Genomic DNA, 12571 nt, shown 5'->3' with positions numbered 1-12571 from the left:
GGTCTGGTGGACGCCGCCGGGAGCGATCACGCTTGGCCCATGAGCGATCCCCAGTCCCTTCCCGGGGACGGGCCCGTCCCCGTCCCCGCCCACGAACCGCCTTACTACGCCGTCGTCTTCACCTCCGTCCGGACCGCGGAAGAGGAGGGGTACGCCGAGACCGCCGAGCGGATGGAGGAACTCGTCGAAAAGGTGCCGGGATACCTCGGCATGGACCACGCCCGCAGCGCCGGTGGGCTGTCGATCACCGTCGGCTACTTCCAGGACGCCACCGCCCTCGAGGCCTGGCGCAGCGACCTCGAACACCGGCGGGCCCAGCAGCGCGGGCGCGCGCAGTGGTACGACCGGTACACCCTGCACGTCGCCAAGGTGGAACGCAGCCACAGCTACGAACGTCCCGCCACCGGCTGACCGCACACCCGGCCCCGGGCCCGGCAGCGCAGGCAGGGCGCGGCCGAGCCGCTTCCTGTCAGCCCCCTGTGCGTTTCTCAGGAAAATCACAGACGGGGGAAAGCCTCCTCTCAGAGCTCCCGGACAGGGTGGTCACCATGACCACGACCTCGCCCCAGGGGCGCACCGAACTGCTGAGGCCGGACGGGAGCCCCGTCCGGGTGCTGGTGGTGGACGACGAGCTGTCGATCACCGAGCTGCTGTCGATGGCCCTGCGCTACGAGGGCTGGCAGATCCGCAGCGCGGGGGACGGGCACGGCGCGCTGCGGACCGCGCGGGAGTTCCGGCCCGACGCCGTCGTGCTCGACATGATGCTGCCCGACATGGACGGGCTGTCCGTCCTCGGACGGCTGCGCCGCGAGCTGCCGGACGTGCCCGTCCTCTTCCTGACCGCGAAGGACGCCGTCGAGGACCGCATCGCCGGTCTCACCGCGGGCGGCGACGACTACGTCACCAAGCCGTTCAGCCTGGAGGAGGTCGTGGCGCGGCTGCGCGGCCTCATCCGGCGCTCCGGCGCCGCCGACCGGCGCTCGGACTCCGTGCTCGTCGTCGGCGACCTCATGCTCGACGAGGACAGCCACGAGGTGTCCCGGGGCGGCGACCACATCCACCTCACCGCCACCGAGTTCGAGCTGCTGCGCTTCTTGATGCGCAACCCGCGGCGTGTGCTCAGCAAGGCGCAGATCCTGGACCGGGTCTGGTCCTACGACTTCGGCGGCCAGGCCAACGTCGTCGAGCTGTACATCTCCTACCTGCGGCGGAAGATCGACGCCGGGCGCGAGCCGATGATCCACACCCGGCGCGGCGCCGGCTACCTGATCAAGCCCGCGGTGTCATGAGCGTCCGGCGACGGCCGCGCACGCGGTGGCGGGGCCGGCAGCCGCGCACCCTGCGGACGCGGCTCGTCGTCGCGTCGGTGACCCTGGTCGCCGTGGTGAGCACGGTGATCGGCACGGTGACCACCATCGCCCTGCGCCAGCACCTCGTCGACCAGCTGGACAGCAAGGTCAAGGACATCGCCGTGCGGGCGGCGGGCGGCCATCTGCCGGACAACCCGCCGCAGACACCCCTTCCGGCGAGCGAACGGATCGACAGGCTGGTCACGCAGGGGCCGGTCCAGCCGAGGACCATCGCCGCCTACGTCACCGGCTCCACCCTCACCAGCGCCGCCGTCGGCGAGCGCACCGACGACAGCAACGGCGCCTACAAGACCATGAACGCCGTCGCGCTGGACGCGGAGCAGAAGGCGGCCCTCGCCTCCGTCCCGAAGGACGACGGCACGCACTCCGTCGACGTGCCGGGTCTCGGCGAGTACCGCGCGCGGTACATCACCGGCTTCGACGGCGGCGAGTCGTACTACGTCGCCCTGCCCACCGCCGACGTGACCGGCACCGTCGACACCCTGGTCCTCGTCGAGGTCAGCGTCACCGCCGCAGGGCTCGTCGCCGCAGGGATCGCCGGTTTCGTGCTCGTCGGTGTCGCCACCCGCCCGCTGCGCAAGGTCGCCGCGACCGCCACCCGGGTCTCCGAACTCCCCCTGCACTCCGGCGAGGTGAACCTCTCCGAACGCGTCCCGGAGTCCGAGTGCGACCCGCACAGCGAGGTCGGCCGGGTCGGCGCCGCCCTCAACCGCATGCTCGACCATGTGCACGGCGCCCTGCACGCCCGCCAGCAGAGCGAGACCCGGGTACGGCAGTTCGTGGCCGATGCCAGCCACGAGCTGCGCACCCCGCTCGCCTCCATCCGCGGGTACGCCGAGCTGACCCGGCGCGGCCGTGAACAGGTCGGCCCCGACACCCGGCACGCGCTCGGCCGTATCGAGTCCGAGGCCGGCCGGATGACCCTCCTCGTCGAGGACCTGCTGCTGCTCGCCCGCCTGGACGCCGGCCGGCCCCTGCGGTTCGAGCACACCGATCTCGTCCCGCTCGTCGTCGACACCGTCAGCGACGCCCGGGCCACCGGACGCGACCACGTGTGGCGCCTGGACCTGCCCCACGAACCCGTCCTGGTGTCCGCCGATCCCGCCCGGCTCCAGCAGGTGCTGGTCAACCTGCTCGCCAACGCCCGCACCCACACCCCGCCCGGCACGACGGTCACGGCGCGCGTGCGGAGGGCCGGGCCCTTCAGCTGCGTGGACGTGGAGGACGACGGTCCGGGCATCCCACCCGACCTGCTCCCGCACGTCTTCGAACGGTTCGCGCGCGGCGACTCGGCGCGTTCCCGCGCCACCGGCTCCACCGGGCTCGGGCTCGCCATCGTGCAGGCCGTCGCGAGCGCGCACGGCGGGGCCGTGAGTGTCGACAGCGTGCCCGGCCGGACCGTGTTCACCGTGCACCTGCCCGCGCTCACCGGGCGGCCGGCGCAGGACTCACAGGCGCAGCACAGCGCCACCACACGGGTACAACAGGGCGCCTGACCACAGTCGTTCGCATGCGAACCGACTCTTCTCCCGGCACTCTGCCGGCGCGGGAGCACCTCCCGGCCGCGCCGGCCGGAACGCCTGTCCTGGACGTCGTGATCCCCGTCTACAACGAGGAGAAGGACCTCCGGCCGTGCGTCGAGCGACTGCACGAGCACCTCACCCGGACCTTCCCCTACGCGTTCCGCATCACCATCGCGGACAACGCGTCGACCGACACCACCCCGCAGGTGGCGGCCCGGCTGGGGGAGCGCCTGGCACAGGTGCGGGTGGTCCGGCTGGAGCTCAAGGGCCGCGGGCGGGCCCTGCGGACCGTCTGGTCCGCCTCGGACGCCCCCGTCCTCGCCTACATGGACGTCGACCTGTCCACCGACCTCAACGCGCTGCTGCCACTGGTCGCACCGCTCATCTCCGGCCACTCCGACCTCGCGATCGGTTCCCGGCTGAGCCGGAGCGCGCGGGTCGTGCGGGGCGCCAAACGTGAGTTCATCTCCCGCACCTACAACCTCATCCTGCGCGGCTCGCTCCAGGCCCGCTTCTCCGACGCGCAGTGCGGCTTCAAGGCCATCCGGAGGGAGGTCGCCCGGGTGCTGCTGCCGCTCGTCGAGGACAGCGGCTGGTTCTTCGACACCGAGATGCTGGTGCTCGCCGAACGCGCCGGACTGCGCATCCACGAGGTGCCCGTCGACTGGGTCGACGACCCCGACTCGACCGTGCACATCGTCAGAACGGCGACCGACGACCTCAAGGGTGTCTGGCGGGTGGGCCGGGCGCTGGCCACCGGGTCGCTGCCGCTGGACCGGCTCGCCCGGCCCTTCGGCGACGACCCGCGCGACCGCGACATCAAGGACGTCCCCACCGGACTCGCCCGCCAGCTCGTCGGCTTCCTCGTGGTCGGCGGCCTGTCCACCGTCTTCTACCTGCTGCTCTACAGCGGCCTGCGCACCGTCACCGGCTCCCAGCTCGCCAACGCGCTGGCCCTGCTGGTCTCCGCGATCGCCAACACCGCCGCCAACCGCCGGCTCACCTTCGGGGTGCGCGGCCGCGGCGGCGCCGTACGCCATCAGGCGCAGGGACTCGTCGTGTTCGGTATCGGGCTGGTGCTGACCAGCGGTTCGCTGGCCGCGCTCGGCGCGGCCACGGCGCAGCCCGCGCACTCCACCGAGCTGGCCGTGCTGATCGCCGCCAACCTCGCGGCGACCGTGCTGCGCTTCCTGCTCTTCCGCGCGTGGGTCTTCCCGGACCGGGAGCCCACGCCCGTCCGCGCCGCAGACGCCGCGAACCCCGCCATGGGGGTCCCCCCGCTCGAGCGAAGCCGAGAGTGGGAGAAGGACGCCACCGTGCAACTGCAGCCGGTGCACCCGTACGACACCGACCCGAGGGACCGCCGATGACCACCCACCGCGCCGACGACGTGGCCACCTGGGGCCCGCCCCCGACCGCTCCCCCCGGACCCGCCCCTTCCGCCCCTTCCGCCCCGGAAGCCGCGGAGTCCCCAGCGGCCGCGGAGCCCCCGGAGCGGCCGCAGGACCCGCGCTGGGCCCGCCCGGCCTTCCTCGGCCTGCTGATGGCGACGGGTCTGCTCTACCTCTACAACCTGAGCGCCTCCGGCTGGGCCAACTCCTTCTACTCGGCGGCGGTCCAGGCCGGCAGCAAGAGCTGGAAGGCGTTCTTCTTCGGCTCCCTCGACGCCGCGAACGCCATCACCGTCGACAAGCCCCCGGCCTCGCTGTGGCCGATGGAGCTGTCGGTGCGGATCTTCGGCCTGAACGCGTGGGCGATCCTCGTCCCCGAGGTGCTGATGGGCGTGGCCACGGTCGCGGTCGTGTACGCGGCGGTACGGCGCCGGTCCGGCCCGGCGGCCGGCCTGCTCGCGGGCGCGGTGCTCGCGCTCACCCCGGTCGCGGCGCTGATGTTCCGGTTCAACAACCCGGACGCGATGCTGGCGCTGCTCATGGCGATCGCCTGCCACCTCCTCGTCCGCGCGCTGGAGGACGGGCGCACCAAGTGGCTGGTGTGGGCCGGCGTCGCGATCGGTTTCGCGTTCCTCGCCAAGACCCTCCAGGCGTTCCTGATCCTGCCGCCGCTGGCGCTGGCGTACGCGGTGTGCGCGCCGGTGCGTCTCAGCAAGCGCCTCGGCCAACTGGGTCTCGCCACCCTCGCGTTGGTTGTCTCGGGCGGCTGGTGGGTGGCGATCGTGGAGCTGTGGCCGGCGTCGTCCCGCCCGTACATCGGCGGCTCGCAGAACAACAGCTTCCTGGAGCTGACCTTCGGCTACAACGGGCTCGGCCGCATCAGCGGCGACGAGACCGGCAGCGTCGGCGCAGGCGGCGGTCCCGGTGGCGGCAACGGCGGCGGGATGTGGGGCGCGACCGGCTGGAACCGGATGTTCAATTCCGAGGTCGGCGGCCAGATCTCGTGGCTGCTGCCGACGGCGCTGATCCTGCTGGCGGCTGCGCTGTGGGCCACGCGCGGGGCCCGCCGTACGTCGGTGACGCGGGGCGCGTTCCTGGTCTGGGGCGGCTCGCTGCTGACGACGACGGCCGTCTTCAGCTACATGGCGGGCATCTTCCACCAGTACTACACGGTGGCGCTCGCGCCCTACCTGGCGGCGGTCACCGGCATGGGCGCCGCCCTGCTGTGGGAGCGGCGCAGGGAGATCCGGGCCGCACTCGCGCTCGCCGCGTCCGCGGTGGCGGCCGCGGTCTGGGGGTATGTACTGCTCGACCGCACGCCCGACCATCTGCCCTGGCTGAAGTGGCTGGTGCTGGTCGGCGGCCTGACCGGGGCGCTCGGCCTGATCTTCGCGGGCCGTGTGACACGACAGCTCGCGCTCGCCGCGGCGGCCGTGAGCGTGCTGGCCGCGCTGGCCGGTCCGACGGCGTACACGCTGAGCACGGTCGGCTCCGCGCACACCGGCTCCATCCCGACGGCGGGCCCGGCGGGCGCGAGCATGAGGGGCGGCCGGGGCGGCCCCGGCGGCGGCGTGCGCGGCGGCTTCCCCGGTGGCGTGATGCCGGGGCAGCAGGGCCGGCAAGGTCAGCAGGGCCAGGGCAACGGCTTCCCGGGCGGCGGCACGCCGGGCCAGAACCAGGGCCAGAACCAGGGCCGGTTGCCGGGCGGCCAGAACGGCAACGGCTTCCCCGGCGGCCGTACGGGCGGCGAAGGCGGGATGGGTGGCGGCGCGGGCGGCCTGCTCAACGGTGCGAACGTCTCCGCCGCGGCCAAGCAGCTGCTGGAGACGGACGCCGCGAAGTACACCTGGGTCGCCGCGTCGATCGGCTCCCAGAACGCGGCGAGCTACCAGCTCTCCACCGGCGACCCGGTGATGGCGATCGGCGGCTTCAACGGCACCGACCCGTCGCCGACACTCGCCCAGTTCAAGGAGTACGTCCAGGAAGGGAAGATCCACTACTTCATCGCCGGAGGCATGGGAGGCATGGGAGGCATGGGAGGCATGGGCGGCGGCAACGGCACGTCGTCCCGGATCACCTCCTGGGTGCAGAGCACCTTCAAGAAGGTGACGGCCGGCTCGGCCACCTTCTACGACCTCACGCAGAAGCAGACCGGCTGAGGAGGGAACGCCGAGCGACGGACGACAGGCCGTACGCATCCAGGAGCCGCGCCGGGCGACGCGGTGCCCTGGCCGTGAGCGTGACCCGCGACGACGTCCTCGACGGCGGCCCCGGTACGGACAGGTGCGACGGCGACGGTGGCCGCAACATCGTGATCGGCTGCGAGACATGACGGCCTGACAGAAGGGGCCCGGCCGGGCCCCTTCTCCCTGCCCCGGCACCGCGAGGGACACGGGCCGCAAGCGACACGGTCCCACGCCCCTACAGTGGGGCCAGTGGCCGGAGTCTCAGGAGGATGCGCCGATGGTCAGGGCAGCGGATCGGCCGGCGCGGTACAGCGTGTGGCGGCAGGAGAAGCCACGGCGGGGCGGCCGGAGCGGCGGGCAGCTGTCCGGGCTCGACCGGGACCGGATCACCGAGGTCAGCGTGCGGCTGCTGGACGCCGAGGGCCTGGCGAAGTTCTCCATGCGCCGGCTGGCCGCCGAGCTGAACGTCACCGCGATGTCCGTGTACTGGTACGTCGACACCAAGGACGACCTGCTGGAACTCGCCCTCGACGCGGCGTACGGCGAGATGGAGCTGCCCGACCCCACGGCGGCCGACGCCGAATGGCGTGCGCAGCTGCGGGAACTGGCCGAGCAGTACCGCGCGGTGCTGGTGCGCCACCCGTGGGTGTCGCCGCTGGTCGGCCGGTACCTCAACATCGGGCCGAACCACCTGGCCTTCTCCCGGGTGGTGCAGCAGGTCGTGCGCCGCACCGGCCTGCCGGTCCACCGGCTCACCAGCACGATCTCGGCCGTCTTCCAGTTCGTGTACGGCTACGGCACGCTCGAGGGCCACTTCGACACGCGCAGCGCGACCCTCGGCATGTCCCGCGACGAGTACTTCCGGCACGCGGTCGCCGAGGTGAGCGAGACCCCGGCCTGCGCCGAGGTCCTCCAGGAGTCCAAGGAGCTCATGGAGGCCCGCGGCGGCGACACGGTCGAGGAGATGATGGAGCGTGACTTCACCTACGCGCTCGACCTGCTGATCGCGGGTATCGAGGCGCTGGTGGAACGCGGCTGAGGAGTCAGCTGTCCTGCTCCGCCAGCCGGGCCGGGAAACCGCCCGTGGCGATCGGCCCCCACCGCTGCGGCGTGATCCGGATGATCGACTTGCCCTGCTTGACCATGGCCTGCCGGTACTCGTCCCAGTCCGGGTGCTCCCCGGCGATGGTGCGGTAGTACTCCACGAGCGGCTCGACGGAGTCGGGCGCGTCGATCACCTCGGCGGTGCCGTCGATCTGCACCCACGGCCCGTTCCACTCGTCGCTCAGCACGACGACGGCGTCCCGCGCGTCCCGCTTGGCGTTGCGGGTCTTGGCCCGCTCCGGATAGGTGGAGACCACGATCCGACCGGAGTCGTCGACCCCGCAGGTCAGCGGGGACGCCTGGGGGCTGCCGTCACCGCGCCGGGTCAGCAGCAGGGCGCGGTGACGGGGCCGTACGAAGTCCAGCAACTGCTCCAGCGGTACGCGGGTGTTGGTCGCGATGTTCGGTGCCATGCCGCCAGCCTAGGCCGCGGGGGCCCGCATCTGCCTGACCCTGGCGTGCCTACGCCTGCGGCAGGGTGTCGCCCTGGACCGCCTGGATGTCCAGCTCCACCTTCAGGGTGGTGCCGATGGCGGCGATGCCCGCCTGGAGGACCTGGTTGTAGTTCATCGCGAAGTCCTCGCGGTGCAGATCGGTCGTGGCGCGGAACGCGGCCCGGGTCCCGCCCCAGGGGTCGGCGCCGGAGCCGAGGTAGGCGAGGTCCAGGTCGACCGGGCGCAGCACACCGTGCATGCCCAGCTCGCCGTGGACGGTCCAGCGGTCCGGCCCGGCGGCGGTCAGACCCGTCGACCGGAAGGTGATCTCCGGATACGTCCCGACGTCCAGGAAGTCCGGCGAGCGCAGATGGTCGTCGCGCATCTTGTTGCCCGTGTCGATGGACGCGGCCTGGATGACGGCCTCGACCCGCGACTTGGTGACGTCGTCCGGGGCGATCTCGATGCCCCCGGCGAAGTCGGTGAACCGGCCGCGCACGCTGGAGATGCCCAGGTGCTGGGCGACGGCGCCCACGGAGGAGTGGACCGGGTCGATCGTCCACGGTCCGGGCGGCGGCAGTTCGGTGCCGCCCTGCCGGGCCAGCGTCACCGTGCCCACCTCGGCGCGCCCGCTCGCGGTGACGATCGCGCTGGCGGCGGCCGGCGCGTAGCCGACGGCGGTGACGATGACGGTGTACGCCCCGGGGGCCAGGGCCACCTCGTCGCGTACGGCGCCCTCGGGGTCGGCCTCGGCGCGCAGCACCTGTGCGCCGGTCATGTCGGTCACCGTGACGACCGCGTGCGACACGGCCCATCCGTCCCGGGTGCGGATCCTCGCGGTCAGTCCCATCCCGTTTCTTCTCCCTGCGAAGCTGTGCAAATCGGTCGTAAGAGTCCGGCCCGCGGCGGGCGCCGCCTCTGGGTCTCAGGGCGCGCGCCCGCCGCGGGCCGGGGCCGTACTACTCGCCGGGGTGGGCGAGTTCGATGTCGTGGCCGTCCACGCCGCCGTTCACGGTGAGGGCGGTGGCCACCGGCGGGTAGCCGGTCGCGATGACGGTGTACTCGCCGCTGTCCAGGTCGGTGAAGGCGTACGCCCCGTCCGATCCGGTGGTCGCGGTGGAGACGACGTTGCCGGCGGCGTCGACCAGGGTCACCCGGGCGTCGGCCAGCGGGCCGTGCGGCGCCCGGACGACGCCCTGGACCTGGGCGCCGGTCTCCAGGTCGACCTCGATACGGGTCACGCCGGTGCCGCCGACCTCGACGGGCAGCGCGCGCGGCCGGTAGCCGGCGGCGTTGACCGCGATGGTCACCGTGCCGGGCACCAGCTCCGCGAAGGAGAACTCGCCCTGCTCGCCGGTGGTGTCGCTGGCCAGCAGATCACCGCGCACATCGGTGACGATGACCATCGCGTCCTTGACCGGCTGCGCCGACCCGACGGCCCGCACCACACCGGTCAGGCCGCTGGTGCCGCTGAGCAGGATGTCGTAGGCGACGGGCTCGTCGCCCACCACGATGGTGGAGGCCTGCGGCTGGAAGCCGTCGGCGGAGGCGATCAGGACGTAACTCCCGGCGCCGGGCGCGTGGACCGCGTAGGAACCGTCGGCCTGCGCCACCGAGCGGCCGAGCTGCCGGCCGGCCAGCGAGATCAGCGTCACGGCGGCCTGCGGGACGGGCGCGCTCTCGGCGCCCCGCACGAAGCCGCGGACCGGGATGCCGCCCATGGGGGTACCTCCCGCTCGAGTGGATTCGAGAGTGGGGGAGGGCTCGTCCCGCTCGATGGTGGCGACGGCGGCGAGCCTCTGCGTGCCGTCCGTCGCGGCCTCGGTGTCCGAGGCGGCGGACGCCCAGCTCGGGGTCTTCTCCTGGACCGGGGCGGCGGTGGCCTCGGCGACCACCGGGGCGGCAGCGGGGGCCGCGGCCTCGGTGTTCGCCTCGGCGGCCTGGGCCAGGGCACCGGTGGTACGCAGCGGGACCTCCTTGATGAACAGGGTCACGAGGAAGGCGAGGAACGCGATCGGCGCGACGTACAGGAAGATGTCGCCGATGCCGTGTCCGTAGGCGCCCTCCAGCCAGGTGCGGATGTGGGCGGGCAGCGCGTCCATGTCGGGCAGCGTGCTGCCGCCTGCGGCCTTGGCCGCGGCCATCTGCTCCTTGGGGCTGAGCTGGCCGATGGTGTCCTTGGCGTAGTGGCTGATGCGGGTGGTCATCACCGAGCCCAGCACGGAGACGCCGACCGCACCGCCCAGGGAGCGGAAGAAGGTGACCGTGGAGGACGCGGCGCCGAGGTCGCTCGGGGCGACCTGGTTCTGCGTGGACAGCACCAGGTTCTGCATCATCATGCCGACGCCGAGACCCATCAGCGCCATGAAGATCGCCAGGTGCCAGTACGGGGTGTCGTAGCGCATGGTGCCCAGCAGGCCGATGCCCGCCGTCAGCAGCACACCGCCGGCCACCAGCCAGGCCTTCCACTTGCCGGTGCGGGTGATGACCTGACCGGAGACCGTGGACGACACGAACAGGCCGCCGATCATCGGGATGGTCATGACGCCGGACATCGTCGGCGACTTGTCCCGGGCCAGCTGGAAGTACTGGCTGAAGAAGACGGTGCCCGCGAACATCGCGATACCGACGAACAGCGAGGCCAGCGAGGCCAGCGTGATGGTGCGGTTCTTGAACAGGCGCAGCGGGATGATCGGCTCGCTGGCCTTGGTCTCGGTGAAGACGAACAGCAGGGCGAGCAGGATCGAGCCGCCGACCATCACACCCGTCTGCCACGACATCCAGTCGTACTTGTCGTCGGCGAAGGTGACCCAGACCAGCAGCAGGCAGACGGCCGCGGTGATGAAGAAGGCACCGGCCCAGTCGACCTTGACCTTGCGCTTGGTCTCCGGCAGGTGCAGCGTCTTCTGCAGCACGAGCAGGGCGATCAGCGCGAACGGCACACCGACGTACAGGCACCAGCGCCAGCCGAGCCAGTCGGTGTCGGTGATGACACCACCGATGAGCGGACCGCCGACGGTGGCGACGGCGAAGGTCGCGCCCAGGTAACCGGAGTAACGGCCGCGCTCACGCGGGGAGATCATCGCGGCCATGATGATCTGCGCCAGGGCGGACAGACCACCGGCGCCGATGCCCTGCACGGCACGCGCGGTGATCAGCATGCCGGGGTTCTGCGCCAGACCGGCGACGACCGAGCCCGCGATGTAGACCACGAGCGCTATCTGGACGAGTGCCTTCTTGCTGACCAGGTCGGCGAGCTTGCCCCACAGGGGAGTGGTGGCCGTCATCGCCAGCAGCGAGGCGGTGACGACCCAGGTGTACGCGCTCTGACCGCCGCCGAGGTCCGTGATGATCTCGGGCAGGGCGTTGGAGACGATGGTGGAGGACAGGATGGCGGCGAACATGCCGAGCAGCAGCCCGGAGAGCGCCTCCATGATCTGCCGGTGCGACATCGGAGCGTGGTCGCCGGCGGCGCCTCCCCCGTGCTTGGCATGAGCCCGCACACCGGCTGGTGTGGTCGTTGCCATGGGCTTCCTTTACTTACGTGCTTGCGGGTGTACGGGTGGTCGTCTCGAACACGGGCGGCGGTGCGGGCGGCCTGAGGGAAGGGGGTCCCCCCTGCTCGAGCGCAGCCGAGAGCTTGGGGGAGCGGCAGTCGTCGAAGCTGGCCCGCAGCCGTTGCATCAGCCGAGTGAGCTGGGCGACCTCCTCGTCGCTCCAGTCGCCGAGCCGCTCGGCCAGCATCTGAGTGGTGGCCCGGGACATGTCGTCGAGCTTGCGGTTCCCCTCCGGGGTGAGCCGCACGATGCGCGACCGCTTGTCCGCCGGGTCAGGGGAGCGCTCGATCCAGCCCCGCTCGGCCACGTGCGCCACATGGCGGCTGGTGACCGACATGTCCACCGCGAGCAGCTCCGCGAGCTTGCTCATGCGCATGTCGCCGTACCGGCCCAGCAGCGTCAGCACGGCGGCCGAGCCGCTCGGGCAGTCGGACGGCAGGATCCGTCCCAGCTCCCTTTTGACGGCGCCGAAGGCGCTGAACTGACGGATCAGCTCCTCGTACTGCGCCTTTGCGGCCATCACGCCTCCTGTGTTCGTTGCTTAGGGCAACCATAGGCTTGGTTGGTTGCCGCAGGCAAATAAAACGGCGGCGCCCCGCACAAAAACTTGGCAAAGACAAGTATTACGGAAGTAAACGCGCAGCTGAGGTCGGCCGCGAGGGGGCTCCGCCCCGCACTTGGGCCGCACGGCCTCATTCGCTAGTGTCTCGGGCCATGGCTAACACCCAGGGCCCCCAGGGCAATTACGACCCGGCCGGCAGCACCCAGATGTTCCGCGCGTTCGTCGAGGACGAGGCTCCCCAGGGCCGCCAGCAGCAGGCCGCCACGGCGTCCTCCGGCCCCCGCATCGGCCTGATCATCGGCGTGATCGCAGCGGTGGTGATCGTGGCGGCGGTGGCCTGGCTGGCCCTGAAGTAACGGCGTCGGCCGACGGCGCCCGGCGTTTCGTGTTGCCCGGCGCCGGTGCCGGCCGGGGGGTGGGTGCGCTCACCGGCGCTGGCGGGGT

General features: G+C 72.0%; 11 protein-coding genes. 7 read left to right on the top strand and 4 right to left on the bottom strand.

Going from position 1 to position 12571, the window contains the following annotated elements:
- Positions 1-39 precede the first annotated feature (39 nt).
- The 6 genes from AB0J12_RS33065 (at position 40) to AB0J12_RS33040 (ending at position 7509) form a co-directional block, all read left to right on the top strand.
- On the top strand, positions 40-411 hold the full coding sequence (locus AB0J12_RS33065; protein WP_363268288.1) for an antibiotic biosynthesis monooxygenase: 372 nt from the start codon (positions 40-42) through the stop codon (positions 409-411).
- Between the two features lie 137 nt (positions 412-548).
- Entirely contained in the window at positions 549-1289 is a 741-nt protein-coding gene (locus AB0J12_RS33060) for a response regulator transcription factor (protein ID WP_363268287.1), read from the top strand.
- The gene (locus tag AB0J12_RS33055; RefSeq protein ID WP_363268286.1) at positions 1286-2866 is read left to right on the top strand and encodes a HAMP domain-containing sensor histidine kinase; all 1581 of its coding nucleotides are present in this window, start codon (positions 1286-1288) and stop codon (positions 2864-2866) included. Before AB0J12_RS33060 ends, AB0J12_RS33055 begins: the two co-directional genes overlap by 4 nt.
- A 14-nt stretch (positions 2867-2880) precedes the next feature.
- Entirely contained in the window at positions 2881-4263 is a 1383-nt protein-coding gene (locus AB0J12_RS33050) for a bifunctional glycosyltransferase family 2/GtrA family protein (protein ID WP_363268284.1), read from the top strand.
- The gene (locus AB0J12_RS33045; RefSeq protein ID WP_363268283.1) at positions 4260-6443 is read left to right on the top strand and encodes a glycosyltransferase family 39 protein; all 2184 of its coding nucleotides are present in this window, start codon (positions 4260-4262) and stop codon (positions 6441-6443) included. The genes AB0J12_RS33050 and AB0J12_RS33045 overlap by 4 nt, the downstream gene beginning before the upstream one ends.
- A 304-nt stretch (positions 6444-6747) precedes the next feature.
- Entirely contained in the window at positions 6748-7509 is a 762-nt protein-coding gene (locus AB0J12_RS33040) for a TetR/AcrR family transcriptional regulator (RefSeq protein ID WP_363268282.1), read from the top strand.
- 4 nt (positions 7510-7513) lie between these two features.
- Here AB0J12_RS33040 and AB0J12_RS33035 read toward each other — a convergent pair whose 3' ends face one another.
- The 4 genes from AB0J12_RS33035 to AB0J12_RS33020 all read right to left on the bottom strand — a co-directional run bounded on the left by AB0J12_RS33035 (position 7514) and on the right by AB0J12_RS33020 (position 12085).
- Positions 7514-7987: a PPOX class F420-dependent oxidoreductase gene (locus AB0J12_RS33035; protein WP_363268281.1), complete on the bottom strand. Its 474-nt coding sequence runs from the start codon at positions 7985-7987 to the stop codon at positions 7514-7516.
- Between the two features lie 49 nt (positions 7988-8036).
- Positions 8037-8858, bottom strand: coding sequence for a YceI family protein (locus tag AB0J12_RS33030; protein WP_363268280.1), 822 nt, complete (start codon positions 8856-8858; stop codon positions 8037-8039).
- 109 nt (positions 8859-8967) lie between these two features.
- Positions 8968-11535, bottom strand: a complete 2568-nt coding sequence (locus AB0J12_RS33025; protein WP_363268279.1) for an MFS transporter — start codon at positions 11533-11535, stop codon at positions 8968-8970.
- Between the two features lie 13 nt (positions 11536-11548).
- Positions 11549-12085, bottom strand: a complete 537-nt coding sequence (locus AB0J12_RS33020; protein ID WP_363268277.1) for a MarR family transcriptional regulator — start codon at positions 12083-12085, stop codon at positions 11549-11551.
- A gap of 194 nt (positions 12086-12279) precedes the next feature.
- Between AB0J12_RS33020 and AB0J12_RS33015 the strand changes: the two genes are divergently transcribed.
- Entirely contained in the window at positions 12280-12483 is a 204-nt protein-coding gene (locus AB0J12_RS33015) for a hypothetical protein (protein WP_363268276.1), read from the top strand.
- The last annotated feature ends 88 nt before the right edge of the window (positions 12484-12571 follow it).

The sequence above is a fragment of the Streptomyces sp. NPDC049915 genome, from assembly GCF_040656475.1.
Lineage (GTDB): Bacteria > Actinomycetota > Actinomycetes > Streptomycetales > Streptomycetaceae > Streptomyces.
Note: the sequence above shows the minus strand (reverse complement) of the source record. Positions and strands in the feature narration are given on the sequence as shown.